Here is a 16,282-nt window from a genome sequence, read left to right on the forward strand (position 1 = left end):
CTGAATTATGGCTTGGTCCACGACCATTGCGTCACCGGCATGGCCGGCCGCCAGCCCGTCATGCGGCCGACGGGTGCGGCGCGGGCAATATCGATGCGGATCAGCGAGCCGCCCCTGCGTGCCTGTTCGGCCAGCAGAAGAGCTTCCATCTCCGTCGTGACGGCATTGACGACCAGCCTGCCGCCGCTTTTCAATTGGCCGATGGCGGCATCGAGCACGCCGGCATCGCTGCCGCCGCCGCCGATAAAGATCGCATCCGGTGTCGGCAGGCCAGAAAGTGCATTCGGCGCCTCGCCCTCGACAACGGTCAGACCAGGCACGCCGAAATTCAGCGCGTTGCGGCGAATTCGCGCCGCACGCTCAGTTGATGCCTCGATGGCAATGGCGCGCAGCGAAGGGTCTGCCAGCATCCATTCGATGCCGATCGAACCGGAGCCGGCGCCGATATCCCAGAGCAGCTCGCCGTGGCGTGGCGCCAGCGCCGATAGCGTGATTGCACGTATCTCCCGCTTGGTGATCTGGCCGTCATGCTCGAAAAGCTCATCCGCCAAGCCGGCGCTCAGCGATAAAATCCGCGCGCCGGTGTCGGCTTTGACCTCGACGCCGCAGATATTGAGATCGTTGATGCCGGAAAGGGAAAAGTTAGCGGCACCTTGCCGCGTGAGCTTCTCATGCGGGCCGCCAAGCGCTTCCAGAACCGTAAGCTCGGACTGACCGAAGCCTGAGCTTTGCAGCAGGGCGGCTAGCTCTGAAGGACCTTTGCCGTCGGATGTCAGCGCCAGGATCTTGCGGCCGGGATGCAGATGCGGCCGGATGAGGTCGATGGGCCGTCCATGAAGCGAAAGGATCGTGGTGTCCTGCAAAGGCCAGCCGAGACGCGATGCGGCAAGGCTGAAGGAGGAGGGCGCCGGGATGACCGTCATTTCAACGACTGGAATGTGCCGCGAGAGCGTTGCGCCGATGCCGTAGAAGAAGGGATCGCCGGAGGCGAGAACCACCGTCGGCTTGCCCTGCTGGGCAAGGACGGCTTCCACGGATCTTTCGAATGGCGAAAGCCATGCTTGCGTCTCGCCGGTGACGAGCGGCTTCATCAACTCGATATGGCGCATCCCGCCGAAGACGACCGGCGCCTCGGCGATCAGCCGTTTGGCTTCGTCGCCGATGCCGGCTGGACCGTCTTCGCCGATGCCGATAAGAATGAGCCAGCGTTGAACTGAAGGTGTCTCAGCCATGGGCAAGGCCCGCATTCTGATCCTCGGCGGTACGACGGAGGCCCGCGCACTGGCGGCAGCTCTTGCCGCCCGCGCCGATCTCGACACTGTTCTGTCGCTTGCCGGCAGGACCGCCGATCCAGCCCCGCAGCCCGTTCCGGTGCGCAGCGGCGGTTTCGGCGGAGCCGAGGGGCTTGCGCGCTATCTTCGCGAGGAAGCGATCGATCTGGTGGTCGATGCCACCCATCCCTTCGCGGCCCGCATCTCCGCCAATGCCGCGCAGGCGGCTGCTCAATGCGATGTGACGGCCTTTGCGTTGCGCCGCCCCGCCTGGGTGCCGGTCGAAGGAGACGACTGGCTGTCGGTGCATAGCGTTTCGCAGGCTATCGCCGCGCTCGGCGCAGCACCCTTGCGCGTTTTCCTGGCGACGGGCCGACAGGAGGCGCATCAGGCGAACGCGGCGCCGCAACACCATTATTGGGTCCGCAGCGTCGATCCCGTCGAGCCGCCGCTGACGGCGCCGCATGTCAGCTACATCCATGGCCGGGGTCCGTTCCGATTGGCCGATGAGCTGGATGTGCTGCAACGGCACGGGATCGAGGTCGTCGTCGCCAAGAATAGCGGCGGTGATGCAACCTACGGAAAGATCGATGCGGCAAGGCAGCTCGGCATCAAGGTGATCATGGTCGAGCGCGCGGAGACTGCCGGTTTGCCGGTGGTCGAAACAGTCGATGCTGCGCTCGATCGGATTGATCATTTCGTCTCTTCCCTGATGAAACGCGGCGTATAGACCAGATCCGGGCGTCCTTCGCGGGCAATGATCCGGGTCTCGGCCGAGCCGATGATGACGCAGGTCGCCATATCCGCCTGCGAAGCCTCGGCATCGCCGAGCCGTGCCACCGTCATGTGCTCGTCGGGCCGGCCGGCTGCCCGTCCGAAGATGATAGGCGTATCCGCCGGCAATATGTCACGAACGATTTCGAAAGCCTTGCCAAGCTGCCAGGGCCGCGCCTTGCTGATCGGATTGTAGAGCGCGATGACGAAACCGGCCCCGGCGACGGCGCGGAGCCGGTTTTCGATCAGCGGCCAGGGCTTGAGATTGTCCGACAGCGACATCGCGCAGAAATCGTGCCCGAGAGGCGCACCGATGCGTGCCGCCACGGCAAGCATGGCTGTAATGCCCGGCACGACGACAAGATCCACCGCGCGCCATTCCGCCGGACCGTGATCGATTGCTTCACAGACCGCCGCGGCCATGGCAAAGACGCCCGGATCGCCGCCGGAGACGACGCAGACATTGACGCCGGCTGCGGCCCGCTGCAGCGCCACTTTGGCACGATCCAGCTCCTCGCGATTGTCGGATGCCTGGCGGATCTGGTCGCCGCGCAGCGTCAGGCGGTCGAGATAAGGGCCATAGCCATAAAATTCATGGGCGTCCGCAACCGCCGCCAGCGCTTCCGGCGTCGCCTGTGCGGGGTTGCCGGGGCCGGTGCCGATCACATAGAGACGCCCGCTCATGGCCTTCCTTCCCAACCCGGAACGAGGACCAGCGAGAAATATGGCGCCTCGGCATCGTCGCGGCTGGCAAGTGGCGCCATCGCGCCGTTCGTCATCGTGCCGCGCTCGACATAGATGGCCTCGCTCAGCCGACCGGCGGCATCAAGCGCGCGGCGGATCTTCGGCAGGTTGCGGCCAACCTTCATGATGACGGCTGCCTGGGTATCCCCCAGGCGCCGAGTAAGCTCAGCTTCCGCCATCGTTCCCGGCAGCACCGAGAGGACGTCGTCTCCCTGTACCATCGGCAATCCGGCCAGAGACCAGCAGCCGGACATGGCCGTCACGCCCGGTATGACTTCCGTCGGAAAACGATCGGCAAGGCGTACATGCAGATGCATGTAGGAGCCGTAGAAGAGTGGGTCGCCTTCGCTGAGCACGGCAACGGTCTTTCCTTCGCGCAGATGCGCCGCCACCATCTCGGCCGAGACGTCATAGAAGGCGGTAATCTGGTGACTATATTCCGGCGCGTCCTTATCGATCTCGGTCGTGACGGGATAGTAAAGCGGCAGGAGCGTCACGTCTGCTTTCAGCAGATCGCCGACGATGGCTCGTCCGTTGCCACCTTTGCCCTGCTTGGCAAAGTAGGCGACGACATCGGCACGCTCCAGCGCCTTGACGGCCTTGACCGTCAGCAGTTCGGGATCGCCGGGGCCGGTGCCGACACCGATCAGGCTTCCATTCGACGGCGCGTTCATAGGCCGGGCCTCGCCAAAGCGTTAAGGGCGGCTGCCGTCATGGCGCTGCCGCCAAGCCGGCCGCGTACGATGGCAAAGGGAACGCCGTAGGAATTCTCGGCAAGGGCATCCTTCGATTCCGCCGCGCCGACAAAGCCGACGGGCATGCCGATGATGGCGGCAGGCTTCGGCGCGCCATCGCGCAGCATTTCCAGAAGGTGGAAGAGGGCAGTCGGCGCGTTGCCGATGGCGACGACAGCGCCTGCAAGCCGATCGGTCCACAGATGCATGGCCGCAGCCGAACGCGTGTTGCCGATGGTCTTTGCGATTTCCGCCGTGCGCGGATCCTGCAAGGTGCAGATCACCTCGTTTGCCGCCGGCAGGCGGGCGCGGGTCACGCCACGGGTGACCATTTCCGCATCGCAGAAGATCGGCGCGCCGGCAGACAGCGCCTGACGCGCCGATGCGACGAAATCGGGCGAGAACATGAAATGCTCTGCCGCTTCCACCAGTCCGCAGGCATGAATCATGCGGACAGCGACATCGGCCTCTGCTTCGGGAAAACGCGACAAATCGGCTTCGCTGCGGATGATCGCGAAGGAGCGTTCATAGATCGCATCCCCCTCGCGGATATAGTCATAGTCAGGCATTTCTATCCCTGTCGTAAAGCCGTCGCGATTGCGTCCCGGCCAAGCCGTTTAAGACACTGCTGTGCCGATTCGCCAGCAGCTTTGTTGTTTCGTACCAGTTGCCCGAGCGCCGCCAGCGCGGATTTCAGGTCTTCCTTGCCGATGTAAGCCACAGGTTCGCCCGATGATGACCCATTTACGACAATAGCATGGCCTGTTGCAGCCCCGACGATCGTGAGCATTGCCGGAGAGGGATGGGCGCAGCCTTTTGTGCAGCCGGACAGGTGCACCTTGAGCGAGCCGTCAAGCAAGTCGGCCCCCACGCCGACCAGATCGGCGGCGGCCTCTCTCGTTGCATAGTGGGCGGAGGCGCATGCGCCGGTACCGGCGCACGGAATTGCATAATTTGCCGGATCGTCGGCGCGCGTCTGAAAGCCGCAATCGGCTGCCGCAGCCTGCATGCTTTCGACCCGATCAAGCGGAAGGCCGAGCAGCAACAGGCTGTGTTCCGGCCCCGTCCGGATTTCACGCACACCCGCCGCCTCCGCGAGGCCAAGAAAGCGGAGGAGATCCCGGGCATGGATCTGACCGAAGGCGGGGCGCAGCCCGAGCGCGGAATGTTCCTTGTCAAGGGGAATGATGCCGACGGGAGAGGGCGGTGGGATGGTTTCGCCACACGCATGGTCAGGCAGTGCGGGAAACTGCGCTTGCAGCGAGGCGGCGTCCAGATCGCGGCCACGGGCGCGGGGTCCAATCGCAGCCAAGGTTTTCAGCAGCGCGTTGACGCCGGCAATCGCCTGTTCGCTGGGCAATGCGGCAATTGGCATCGCCGTCGCGTCCGTTCCGGCGATCGCGAGTGTCCACAGTTGCCGGTCATCAGCGACCTTGACGGCTTTCAGCCTGATGTCCGCCGAGAGTTCGTCGAGGACCAACCGGCCGCCGCCATCGACGATAATGGCGAGTTTGGCGGCCAGCAGCAGTTTGGGATCGGGTGAATCGATCGCGCTTCGCAGGCGTTCGGCGAGCAGGCGCGCGTTGGCGATTTCCGATGGATCGAGGCCGCTGAGCGGTGGGACCTCAATGGCAACGCCGCTCTCCGGTACGATGCCGGCACGATCGATATCGGCGGCCAGTCCGGCCATGCTTTCCACTGTCATGCCCCGCAGCTGAAGATTGCCCCGCGCCGTGATCTCGATCAGGCCATTGCCATGCTTTTTCGTGGCCTTGGCCAGGGCGCGAAACTGCGCAACCGTCAATCCCGGCGTCGAGGGGCGCAGGCGCACAAGCAGGCCATCGCCCGTCCGCATCGGTGCGCTAAGCGAGGGGCAGGCACCGCGAACCATGGAGGGTAGGGGCAATGCAGCATTGTAGCGGTCGCCCTCCTCCTGCGAGAGGCACGCTTGTCCTTTTACCGTCTGCGCGTCGGCCGCAACCATAAGACTGCCCTTCATAGGGGACATTTCCTTGCACAATCCGGATCGGCGGGCAAATGATTTGGCGTAGGACCATTCATTCGCGATCGTCGAAATCGCGCCCCTTGCGCATGAGATAAATATCCATGATCCATCCATGCTTGGCGCGGGCCTCGGCTCGCGTTGCAAGAATGCGCTCCGAAACGTCCGCCAGCCTCCCGGCGATGGTGATCTCGTCCTTCGTGCCGAGATAGGCTCCCCAGTAAATATAGGCATCGAGATCGTCGATCTTGCTGAAGGCCTGCTCGCCGTCGAGCATGACCACGGCCGTTTCGGCAATGCCCGGGAAGCTCTCTGCCAGCCGCCGGCCGGTGGTGATCTGCACCGGCTTGCCGACGAGATTGAGGGGGATGCGATGGCTTGCCGTCAGCGCCTGGATGCTGGTGATGCCGGGAATAATGCTGTAGTCGAGGGCGAGATTGCCGCGAGCAACGACCCGCTCGAGAATGCGCAAGGTGCTGTCGTAGAGGCCGGGGTCGCCCCAGACGAGGAAGGCAGCACTTTGGCTTTCCGTCAGGTGCTCCAGAAACAGCCGTTCATAAGTGGCTGAAATCGCCTCATGCCACTCGTCGACGCCCTGCACGTAGCTGCGCTCCGCCGTCTGGCGTGAGGGCACTTCATAGTCGACGAAGCGCGTGGCTGGATTGGTGACATAGCGCTGGCAGATCTCCCGCCTGATGTCGGCAAGCTCGCTCTTGGCCGCCCCCTTGCTGGGAATGAGGATGACATCGGCTGCGTTCAGCGCATTGATCGCCTGCACGGTCAGATGTTCAGGATTTCCCGTGCCGATCCCGACGATGTGAATATGCCGCATATGCTTGCCCTCGCTCTTGGTGCAATTCCAGGAAAAGTGCTGAGCGGTTTTCCGTCCGGAATTGCAAGGAAACAAAGAGATAGAGCGGCTCAGAGATTCCTTGAAAGGCTGAGCCGCTCTGGCGCTGTTTGCCGGAAGCGCCCGATCATTTCAAGGGGAAGCTTCAAGCCGATTGCCGCTCGAGGGTCCAGCGATTGGCCATATAGCTGCGCGGAGAGGTGCCGAGCATGCGCCGAAACATGGTGGTAAACGCCGCCACGCTCTCATAGCCCGCTTCGAGCGCGACATTGGTGACGGGCTGGCCTTCGGCAAGCTGGGGCAGACAGGCAAAAACGCTCGCCTGCTGGCGCCAGGTCGTGAAGCTGATGCCGGTTTCCTTACGGAACTGCCGTGTGAACGTCCGGCGGCTCACCGAAAGCTTTTCGGCCCATTCGTCCAGTCTGGCGTTGGGCGACGGGTTGGCGAGATAGTCGCGGCAAAGCACGGTCAGCCGACGGTCGGACGGGAAGGGGAGGCCGAGCGGACGTTCCGGCAGCGTCGCGATCTCCTCGACGAGCAGAGACAGAACCAGCTTGGCCTTTCGATGACCGATGGGCGCTTCCCGCAGCCGAACGGCTTCCAACAGCAGGCTGCGGGCGAGATCCGTGACTTCGACGACACGCGGGGCTTCGTCCTTCGGCGGCTGGCCGCGCGGCGTCACGTAGACGGATTTCATGCTGACATCGCTCAGGATCTCGATCGAATGCTCGAGCCCGACGGGGATGAAAAGAGCATGACCGGGCGGCACCATCCAGCGGCCGCGCGCCGTCATGATCAGGGCGACGCCGGCGAAGATGCAAAGCAATTGCGTGCGGCGATGATGATGCCAGGGAACGGTATAGCCCTGCGGCGGCTCGGCACTATGGACAAGCACGTCCGCGGGCGACTGCTCCATCCAGCGCACGTTCTGCACATGGTCGTTGTCGAGGGTTGCCAGCAGCTGTTTCGATAGCTTTTCCATTTTGGCCCGATCGAGAAACTATTGGACCAAAACACGAAAGAAGGACACAGGCAAGCCGTGTTAAAGGCGGAACAGATAAGATGGTCGGCAAGGCTTGCCGGCCGAGGTAAGGATTCCTCCCATGGTTGCGGCATTCTCGGGTACGCAGGCCCGGTATGAAAAGACGACGATGTCGATCGTCATGGCGGTCAGCACCTGCCATCTTTTGAACGATACGATGCAGTCGCTTTTGACATCGCTCTACCCGATGTTCAGAGAGAACTACGCGCTCGATTTCGTGCAGATCGGGTTGCTGACGATGATGTTCCAGATCACCGCGTCGCTGCTACAGCCGGTGGTCGGCATCGTCACCGACAAATGGCCGATGCCCTACTCGCTGCCGGTCGGCATGGTCAGCACCTTTTCGGGCCTTTTGCTGCTCGGCTATGCCGGCAGTTTCAGCGTGCTCCTGATCGCCGCAAGCCTGATCGGCTTCGGCTCGGCCGTCTTCCATCCCGAGGCATCGCGCGTTGCCCGCTTGGCTTCGGGCGGCCGTCACGGCCTGGCGCAATCGCTCTTCCAGCTTGGCGGCAATGCCGGTTCGGCAATCGGGCCGCTGATCGCTGCCTTCTTCGTCCTGCAGCACGGACAGAAGAGCGTGGCCTGGCTTTCGGTGCTGGCTGTCATCGGCTTCATCGTTCTCAGCTGGGTCGGCAACTGGTTCGTCAATCACCGTCGCCAGCAGTCGGCGCGTCCCGCGCCGAGCCGCGCCTTGCCGATCTCGCGCAACAAGGCGATGTGGGCGCTTGCCATCCTCATCCTGCTGACGGCGACGAAGAATGTCTACATGGCGAGCATTTCGAGCTATTTCACCTTCTACGTCATCGACAAGTTCCATCTCGATGTCCGCGACGCGCAGCTGATGTTGTTCCTCTTCCTCGGCTCCGTCGCCGTCGGAACGATCATGGGCGGTCCGGTGGGCGACCGCCTGGGCGCGCGCTTCGTCATCTGGTTCTCGATCCTCGGCGTCATCCCCTTCGCGTTGCTGATGCCCTATGCGGACCTGTTCTGGACCTGTGTCCTGACTGTGATCATCGGCCTCGTGCTGGCCTCGGCCTTCCCGGCGATCGTCGTCTTTGCGCAGGAGCTGATCCCCGGCCGCGTCGGGCTGATCGGCGGCATCTTCTTCGGTTTCGCCTTCGGCGCGGGCGGGCTTGGCGCGGCAGCGCTCGGAGATTTTGCTGACACGCACGGCATCTCTTTCGTCTACACGATCTGCTCGTATCTGCCGCTGCTCGGCCTGTTCACGATCTTCCTGCCACGCATCTCGCGGCATTGATCGATATCGGCGGGTGACGAGCCCGCCGATCTTTTCAAGCGCTTATATGCCGAATCCTGCTGGTCAGGCGTAGCGGCTGATGGCGAGGTCGGTTGCGTCGATATCAGGCTTGCGGCCGCTGACGAGATCGCTGATGACGCGCGCCGAGCCGGAGCTCATGGTCCATCCAAGCGTGCCGTGGCCGGTATTGAGGTACAGACCCCTAATCTTCGTCGCCCCGATGACCGGCGTGCCGTCCGGCGTCATCGGCCGCAGGCCGGACCAGAAGGAGGCCTTGGCGACATCGCCGCCGGGGAAGAGATCGGTGACGGAATGCTCGAGGGTCTGGCGCCGGGCAAGCCCGAGATCGTTGGTATAGCCGGAGATTTCAGCCATGCCGCCGACGCGGATGCGATCGCCAAGCCGGGTGATGGCGATCTTGTAGGTCTCGTCCATCACGGTCGATTCCGGGGCGCGCGATGCATCGGCGATCGGGATCGTCAGCGAGTAGCCCTTGACCGGATAAACGGAGAGGCTGATGCCGAGCGGCTTCAGCAAGAGCGGCGAATAGCTGCCAAGTGCTACGACGATCGCATCGGCGTCCACCCGTCCGCGATCCGTCATGACGCCGCGCGTCTGGCCACCCTCAACGTCCAGCCCCTTGATCGTCGTGCCGTATTGGAACTTGACGCCGAACTCGATTGCCTTTGCGGCGAGTGCATTGGTGAACTTGAAGCAGTCGCCGGTCTCGTCCTTCGGCGTCAGCAGACCGCCGACGATCTTCTCGCGAACGTGCAGCAGCGCCGGTTCGACGCGGACGCAGCCGTCGCGATCGAGTACCTCATAGGGAATGCCGTCGGCCGCCAGGGCCTTGACGTCCTTGGCCGATGCATCGAGCTGCTGCTGCGTGCGGAAGAGCTGCAGCGTGCCCTGCATGCGCTCGTCATAGGCGATGCCGGTCTCCTGGCGAAGCTGGGCGAGCGAGATGCGGCTGTAATCGGCAAGACGCAGCATCCGGCTCTTATTGATCGCGTAGCGTTCCGAGGTGCAGTTGGACAGCATCCTCACCATCCACGAGAGCATCGCGCCATCCACTTTCGGGCGCAGGATGAGCGGAGCATGTTTCATGAACAGCCATTTCAGCGCCTTTGCGGGAATGCCGGGTGCGGCCCAGGGCGAGCAATAGCCGAAGGAGACTTCGCCGGCATTGGCAAAGCTCGTTTCCAGCGCCGGCCCCTGCTGCCGGTCGATGACCGTGACCTCGTGGCCTGCCTTGGCAAGCTGATAGGCGGATGTGACGCCGACGATGCCGGCACCCAGAACGACGACTTTCATGATGTCCTCAGAGAGAAATGAGCGATGGGAAGGTCAGCGGTATTGACGGTGGAAGCGGTGGCCGAGACTGGTCAGGATCTCATAGGAAATCAAGCCGGCATCCCGCGCAAGGTCCTCCAAGGTCTGGTGATCTCCGAGAACCTCCACCATGCTTCCGAAAGAGAGCGCGTCTTCGGGCAGAGCGCTGATATCGATTGTCGCGCTGTCCATCGACACGCGGCCGACGATCGGCAGACGCGCGCCGTTATAATAAACCGCGCCACGGTCGCTGAGGCTGCGCGGCAGCCCATCGGCATAGCCGGCGGCAATCGTCGCAAGCCGGGTTTGGGTCTTCGTCACGTACACGCCGCCATAGCCGACGCGCGCGCCTTCCGGAACGGTTCGGGTCTGCACCACGGCGACATCGAGCCGGACGACGGCTTCCATAGGGTTGGCGACACCGCTCGTCGGCGCGCCGCCGTAAAGGGCGATGCCCGGCCGCGCCAGAACACCGTGAAAATTGCCGCCGAGGAAGATGCCGCCGGAATTCGCGAAAGAGATATCGTAGCTCGGGAATTCGGCTGCGACGCGGCGCATTTCGGCGAGTTGGTCGGTATTTTGCCGGTTGTCGGCTTCGTCGGCGGAGGCGAGATGGCTCATGACGAACAGGATGTCGAGATCATCAGATGTCTGCAGGTGGGCCGCGACGGCGGCTCTGTCTTCCGGCGGTATGCCAAGCCGCGACATGCCGGTATCGAATTGCAGAACCGCCGGCAGCCTCCGCTGGAGGGTACGCGCGATCTCAGCCCATTGCCGCAGCTGATCGAGCGAATTGATCAGGGGCACGATGCCGCCATCGGCACAAGGCGCCTCGTTGCCCGGCAACAGGCCATTCAGCACGAAGATTCTGGCATCGCCGGGCAACTGCGGACGCAGCCGCAGCGCTTCGATGAAGTGGGCGACGAAAAAATGCCGGCAGCCACGCCCATAAAGCGCCTTGGAGACCTGGCTTGCGCCGAGCCCATAGGAATCGGCCTTCACGACAGCGGCTGAGCGCGCCGGGGCAACGATCGCGGATAGCTTGTCGTAGTTCCGGCATAGCGCCGCCAGATCGATCGTCAGATAACCACAAGCCGCGTTGTCGATCGCCAATTTTGGCGCCCGGGAATCCACTATGCCGCCGTCCATGTCCGCCCTCGTTCTTCAAGTGCAGATTATTGAAATAATCGTGAAATTGCCTATCAAACAGCGATTGATTATTGTGTAATTGCATTGATATTGAAATGAACTGCAAATTTTTGAAAGAATTCACATGCCCGCCCTCGATGCCATCGATCGCAATATTCTTCGCCTGCTTCGGCTCAATGCCCGCGTCAGTAATGCGTGGCTGGCGGGAGAGGTGGGATTGTCGCCGTCGGCCTGCCTGCGGCGTATCAAATTGATGGAGCAGGCCGGCGTCATCAGGGGCTATACGGCGCTGGTGGATACTTCCCAGGCGGAAGCGACGATCGCCGTCATCATCAATATTACGCTCGAGCGGCAGACGGAGGATCATCTCGATCGTTTCGAAGCCGCGGTGCGCAAGCATCCTGAAATCAAGGAGTGCTTCCTGATGACGGGCGGGTCCGATTATCTCCTGCGCGTCGAGGTCGCCAATCCCGGCGATTTCGAGCGCATCCACAAGGATATTCTTTCGACCATGCCGGGGGTGCTGCGGATCCATTCGAGCTTCTCGATCCGCAACGTGCTTGCGACGCGGCCGAAAAATCCGCGCTGAACAAGCTGCCTGCTCGGCGCATACGTTGTTTCAGGCAGTTCTCTCTCAGGCCTGATCCCAGCCGATGCCTGTCGCGGCATGTACCTCGCAGACCACGCCGCTTGGCTCGTAGCTGATATTGACCTGGCCGTTCAGTTCGGCCGCCAACAGGCTTTCGATCAACCTGGAGCCAAACCCCTTGCGTGTGGGCGGTTTGACGGTCGGTCCTCCCGCTTCTTGCCAGCGCAGGCTCAGCCGATCGGTCTTGTCGGGTTCCAGAGACCAGCGGATGGCTATACGGCCATCAGGCACCGACAGCGCGCCGTATTTGGCGGCATTCGTTGCAAGCTCGTGCATCGCAAGCGATATGGAGACAATGGTTCGCGGCGCCAGTTTGATCGCCGGACCGGAAATTTCGAACTTCTCCTTAGGGTAGAGCGACAGCGCCTGGCCTATGACGGCCAATAGGTCCGCTTCCTCCCATTTGCCGTGGATCAGTAGGTCATGCGCGCGCGCCATCGAAGCCAGCCGCGCCTCGAATGTCTCGACGGCCGCCTTGTCGACCTCGTCGCGCCCCAATGTCTGGCGTGATATGGCCATGACAGTTGCAAGAACGTTCTTGACGCGATGATTGAGTTCGCCGACTAGCACTGTCTGCAGGCGTTCGGCTTCCTTCTTCGCACTGATGTCGTGAGCGGTCTTCGAGGCCCCTACGATCCGGCCGTAGGCGTCATAGATCGGGGAGACACTGAGCAGGACGTCGACAAGTTCGCCGTTCTTGCGGCGCCGCTTGGTCTCGTAGGGCTCGACCTTCTGACCCGCGTGGATCTGGGCGAGGATGGTCGGTTCCTCTTCGCTTCGGTCGTCCGGGAGGAGCATCGTGACCGACCTGCCGATAGCTTCTTCGGCGGAGTGGCCGTAAAGCCTTTCCGCACCCGTATTCCAGCTTGTGATCACCGTGTTGAGATCGATGCTGAGGATCGCGTCGTCCGACGAGGCGATGATGGCCGCCAGACGCCGCTCCACCTGCTGTACCCGTTTGCGTTCGGTGATATCGGTGACGACGCCGGCGACCCGCTGGATGCGTCCCGAACTGTCCCGCAGACCGGAAACTGAGTTTACGACCCATACGAGGCCGCCGTCCTTGCGGACATAGCGCTTTTCGATCTCGAAGCTTTCGCCGGTCGCAATCATCGTCTCGAACAGGCGCATATTTTCGCGCAGATCGTCCGGATAGGTGATGTCGTCCATCAGCATGCCGAGAAGCTCGCTCTCGGAGTAGCCGACGATCTCGCAGAAGCGCCCATTCACGTGAACGAAGCGGCCGTCGAGCTCGCATTGGGCCATTCCCGTCGCGGATTGAGAAATGACCGCGCGGATTCGCTCCTCGCTTTCCCGCAATATCTGTTCGGAGCGAACGCGCTCCGTCGTCTCATTGACGATGCAGAAGACACCCAGCACCTCGCCATTCGTATCGCGAACGGGCGAATAGGAAATGTCGAAATAGACCGTTTCGGGATAGCCGTGGCGCTCTATGTAGAACGGCCGATCCTTGGCGACGACCGTATTGCCATCCTGCAGAACGGAGCGCAGAAGCGGCTCCAGATCGTTCCAAAGTTCTGCCCAGTTTTCCCGCGCCGGACGCCCCAGGGCTCGTGGATGCTTGTCGCCTATCGTGGCGGCATAGGCGTCGTTGTAAAGGGCGACGAAGTCCTCACCCCAGAACATGACGATCTGCGCCTGCGCCGACAGCATGATGTCGACCGCGACCGTGAGGCAGGAGGGCCATGCCGATCGAGGGCCGAGATTGGTCGCTGCCCAATCGAGGCCGGAGATGCGCGCTGCCATTTCGCCGGATTGACTTGCCACGATGTTCAGCATGGATACTCTCTCGAACGACATCTGAGCCTGCAAGGGTTGACCGGTTTGCTCATGTTCGCAAGGATTCATAGCATATTCCTCGTTGCGGGGTGCATGGAGAAAATTCGGCGATTTCTGTGTATTTTAAGTAACATAAGTCAATTCCGCCATGAATATTTCGCGGCGATATGAAGCGCCGCAAATTGCCGGTCCCGATCGCGGCGGTCAGGTGTCCGGCCTTGCATGCATTTCCGCCGTCAGCCATCGCTCGAGCGCCAATGCGTCTGGTCTGCCTGCAATATGCGGGGCGATCCAGAGCACCATGCGCCTCGGCCCGGGCAGGAAACCGAACGGTGCCACCAGCCGCCCCGAGGCGAGCTGATCGAGCACCAGCATCTGCGGGACGACCGCAATGCCGAGGCCGCAGGCGGCCGCCTGGATCAGCAGGTAGAAATGGTCGAAAGCGGACTGGGCCGCGGGCAGCAGATCCCTCTCGCCTGCGATCGCCCGCCAGTCGCTCCAGGCTTGCGGGCGCGTGCGTGTGGAGAGGAGTGCGGCATTCTCCATGTCGCTTGGAAAAAGAATGCCGGAGCGGCTCAGATATTCCGGCGAACAGACCGGGCCGATCGCTTCGCCGCCAAGCTCGCGGATGATCGCATCCTTCGGTGGTTCGATGATGCTCGAGCGGATCGCGAGGCTGATCTTGTCCCGGACGAAATCGACCTGATCGTAGTTCATGTTGAATTGCAGGGCGATGTGTGGATGGCGCTCGTGGAATTGGCCGATGCGCGGAATGATCCATCCCATCATGATGGATGAGGAGCAGGAAAGCGTCAGCGGGCCAGGGCGAACACGCTCGACGCTCGCCTGCATCAGGCCGAAAGCGCTTGCCAGCCCCTCGGCCAGCCGCAGCCCTTCTAGCGTCGGCTCGGTGGAATGCGCCCGGCGGTTGACGAGAATAACGCCCAATGTCTGCTCGAGACCGCGAATGTGCCGGCTGATCGCGCCATGCGTGACGCAAAGCTCGTCGGCAGCCAGCGTCATCGACCTGTGCCGCGCGGTCGCTTCGAAAGCCTTCAAGGCATTCAGCGATGGAAGAGGGCCGCTCATTTTCCAGTCCTGCGATAATATGATGTGATTTTTCCTCACATGACAGGGAGATTAAATCGTTTGCTTGCAGCTTGTCCATACCATTAGAGATCAAGGTCATTCGAGGGCGCATGCGGCCGTAGGCAGGGATTGGAAGGGAAGTCGGAGTTTCCGTTCGGTCAGCGACGCAAGCGGAGCGCTGCGTCGCTGGGTTTCAGGACTGGGGGAGGATTTCTATTGCAGCCTGCTAATCAGGAAATGTCACAGGTCGAGCGTTCGGCCATCGCCAAGGTGTCGAAGCGGCTGGTGCCGTTCATCGCCCTGATGTTCTTCATCAACTTCCTTGATCGCACCGCGATCTCCTTTGCCGGCCCGAACGGCATGACGACGGATCTGGCGCTGACGGCGGCGCAATTCGGTTTCGCGGCGGGTATCTTCTTCCTCGGCTATATCGTGCTCGAAATCCCGAGCAATCTGGCACTCCACAAATATGGCGCCCGTCGCTGGCTCGCTCGCATCATGGTGAGCTGGGGCATCGTGGCGCTGTTGTTCACCTGGGTATCGAGCGCGACGGAGCTCTACGTGCTGCGTTTCTTCCTCGGGGTTGCCGAAGCCGGCTTCTTTCCGGGCGCGATCCTGTTTTTGAGCATGTGGGTGCCCGCCAAGCATCGCAACAAGATCCTGGCTTTGTTCTATCTCGCCCAGCCGCTGACCACCGTCGTCGGTGCACCCTTTGCGGCGATGCTCATTCAGATGCATGGTGTCTTCGGCTTGGAAGGCTGGCGCCTCATGTTCTTCGGCGTTGCCGTCCCCGCCATCGTCATCGGTATCGTCGCATGGTTCTATCTCGCGGATCGACCCGACGATGCCAAGTGGCTGACACAGACGGAGAAGGATTGGCTGAACCGGGAACTTGCCCGCGAGGAAAAGGCAAAGACGGCCGCTCATGGCAAGATGACTGGCCTGGCCCTGACGGATGGCCGTGTGTGGCTGCTGTCGGTAATCTATTTCGGCCTGATCTACGGCCTTTATGCGCTGGCCTTCTTCCTGCCGACCATCATTGCCGGTTTCGAGACGAAGTTCGGCACCAAGTTCGACGTTTTCGACAAGGGCTTGATCACGGCCATTCCTTATCTGCCGGCCGCCTTTGCCCTGTTCTTCTGGAGCCGCGATGCTTCCAGGCGCGGCGTGCGGCCGTGGCATATCGGCATTCCGGCCCTGATCGGCGCGCTCAGCATTCCGGCCGCGCTCTATATGGGCTCGCCCGAAGCAACCATCGTCATGATCACGCTGACGGCCTGCGCGATTTTTTCCGCCCTGCCGAACTTCTGGGCCATTCCGTCGCGCTTCCTGACGGGACCGGCGGCCGCAGCCGGCATCGCCCTGATCAACACGATCGGCAACATTGCCGGCTTTGCGGCGCCCTATATCACCGGCGTCGTCAAGGATGCGACCGGCCTTTACCAACTGCCGATGTTCATCGTCGGGGCGCTGATGCTGCTATCGGCACTGCTCGCCTTCTCGCTGAGCGGCAGGGTAGAGGAACCGAAACTGGTTGCGTCGGGCAGCAAGGGCTGAAAACATCCGCAATGAATGGATGAATTCGATG

General features: G+C 62.2%; 15 protein-coding genes. 4 read left to right on the forward strand and 11 right to left on the reverse strand.

Translation table 11 applies throughout. The annotated features are described in order from the left end of the window. Nucleotides 1-5: 5 nt before the first annotated feature. Entirely contained in the window at nt 6-1,247 is a 1,242-nt protein-coding gene (cbiE, locus tag CCGE531_RS19835; protein ID WP_120667090.1) for a precorrin-6y C5,15-methyltransferase (decarboxylating) subunit CbiE, read from the reverse strand. Between cbiE and CCGE531_RS19840 the strand changes: the two genes are divergently transcribed. Further along, nucleotides 1,231-2,001 carry a cobalt-precorrin-6A reductase gene (locus tag CCGE531_RS19840; protein WP_120667092.1) on the forward strand — a complete coding sequence of 257 codons (771 nt, stop codon included), beginning with the start codon at nt 1,231-1,233 and terminating at the stop codon, nt 1,999-2,001. The two genes, cbiE and CCGE531_RS19840, sit on opposite strands and share 17 nt — an antisense overlap. Here CCGE531_RS19840 and CCGE531_RS19845 read toward each other — a convergent pair. From CCGE531_RS19845 to CCGE531_RS19875, 6 genes are all read right to left on the reverse strand, one after another. After that, on the reverse strand, nt 1,965-2,729 hold the full coding sequence (locus CCGE531_RS19845) for a precorrin-3B C(17)-methyltransferase (protein ID WP_120667094.1): 765 nt from the start codon (nt 2,727-2,729) through the stop codon (nt 1,965-1,967). The two genes, CCGE531_RS19840 and CCGE531_RS19845, sit on opposite strands and share 37 nt — an antisense overlap. After that, nucleotides 2,726-3,463, reverse strand: coding sequence for a precorrin-2 C(20)-methyltransferase (locus tag CCGE531_RS19850; protein ID WP_120667096.1), 738 nt, complete (start codon nt 3,461-3,463; stop codon nt 2,726-2,728). The genes CCGE531_RS19845 and CCGE531_RS19850 overlap by 4 nt, the downstream gene beginning before the upstream one ends. Further along, complete coding sequence (locus CCGE531_RS19855; RefSeq protein WP_120667098.1) at nt 3,460-4,092, reverse strand: precorrin-8X methylmutase; 633 nt, start codon at nt 4,090-4,092, stop codon at nt 3,460-3,462. Before CCGE531_RS19855 ends, CCGE531_RS19850 begins: the two co-directional genes overlap by 4 nt. 2 nt (nt 4,093-4,094) lie before the next feature. Further along, a complete protein-coding gene (gene cobG / locus CCGE531_RS19860; protein ID WP_120667100.1) occupies nt 4,095-5,522 on the reverse strand; it encodes a precorrin-3B synthase in 1,428 nt (475 codons plus the stop codon). A gap of 58 nt (nt 5,523-5,580) precedes the next feature. Then, a complete protein-coding gene (cobF, locus tag CCGE531_RS19865; protein WP_120667102.1) occupies nt 5,581-6,357 on the reverse strand; it encodes a precorrin-6A synthase (deacetylating) in 777 nt (258 codons plus the stop codon). 163 nt (nt 6,358-6,520) lie between these two features. After that, on the reverse strand, nt 6,521-7,357 hold the full coding sequence (locus CCGE531_RS19875; RefSeq protein WP_120667105.1) for a helix-turn-helix transcriptional regulator: 837 nt from the start codon (nt 7,355-7,357) through the stop codon (nt 6,521-6,523). Between the two features lie 121 nt (nt 7,358-7,478). On the opposite strand from CCGE531_RS19875, the gene CCGE531_RS19880 reads away from it, so the two are divergent. Further along, a complete protein-coding gene (locus CCGE531_RS19880; RefSeq protein ID WP_120667107.1) occupies nt 7,479-8,675 on the forward strand; it encodes an MFS transporter in 1,197 nt (398 codons plus the stop codon). Between the two features lie 63 nt (nt 8,676-8,738). On the opposite strand, the gene CCGE531_RS19885 is transcribed toward CCGE531_RS19880, so the two are convergent. Continuing rightward, complete coding sequence (locus tag CCGE531_RS19885) at nt 8,739-9,989, reverse strand: D-amino acid dehydrogenase (RefSeq protein ID WP_120667108.1); 1,251 nt, start codon at nt 9,987-9,989, stop codon at nt 8,739-8,741. A gap of 33 nt (nt 9,990-10,022) precedes the next feature. Beyond that, nucleotides 10,023-11,156 (reverse strand): alanine racemase, encoded by a 1,134-nt coding sequence (alr, locus tag CCGE531_RS19890; RefSeq protein WP_120667110.1) that lies wholly within the window; start codon nt 11,154-11,156, stop codon nt 10,023-10,025. Nucleotides 11,157-11,280: 124 nt separating this feature from the next. On the opposite strand from alr, the gene CCGE531_RS19895 reads away from it, so the two are divergent. Continuing rightward, nucleotides 11,281-11,745: an Lrp/AsnC family transcriptional regulator gene (locus tag CCGE531_RS19895; protein ID WP_120667112.1), complete on the forward strand. Its 465-nt coding sequence runs from the start codon at nt 11,281-11,283 to the stop codon at nt 11,743-11,745. Nucleotides 11,746-11,790: 45 nt separating this feature from the next. Here the strand turns inward: CCGE531_RS19895 and CCGE531_RS19900 are convergent, their stop codons facing one another. After that, entirely contained in the window at nt 11,791-13,605 is a 1,815-nt protein-coding gene (locus CCGE531_RS19900) for a PAS domain-containing sensor histidine kinase (protein ID WP_245459313.1), read from the reverse strand. A 204-nt stretch (nt 13,606-13,809) separates the two neighbouring features. Next, the gene (locus CCGE531_RS19905; RefSeq protein WP_120667114.1) at nt 13,810-14,694 is read right to left on the reverse strand and encodes a LysR substrate-binding domain-containing protein; all 885 of its coding nucleotides are present in this window, start codon (nt 14,692-14,694) and stop codon (nt 13,810-13,812) included. A gap of 237 nt (nt 14,695-14,931) precedes the next feature. Between CCGE531_RS19905 and CCGE531_RS19910 the strand changes: the two genes are divergently transcribed. Continuing rightward, nucleotides 14,932-16,251 carry an MFS transporter gene (locus CCGE531_RS19910; protein ID WP_120667116.1) on the forward strand — a complete coding sequence of 440 codons (1,320 nt, stop codon included), beginning with the start codon at nt 14,932-14,934 and terminating at the stop codon, nt 16,249-16,251. The last annotated feature ends 31 nt before the right edge of the window (nt 16,252-16,282 follow it).

Source organism: Rhizobium sp. CCGE531 (assembly GCF_003627795.1).
Lineage (GTDB): Bacteria > Pseudomonadota > Alphaproteobacteria > Rhizobiales > Rhizobiaceae > Rhizobium.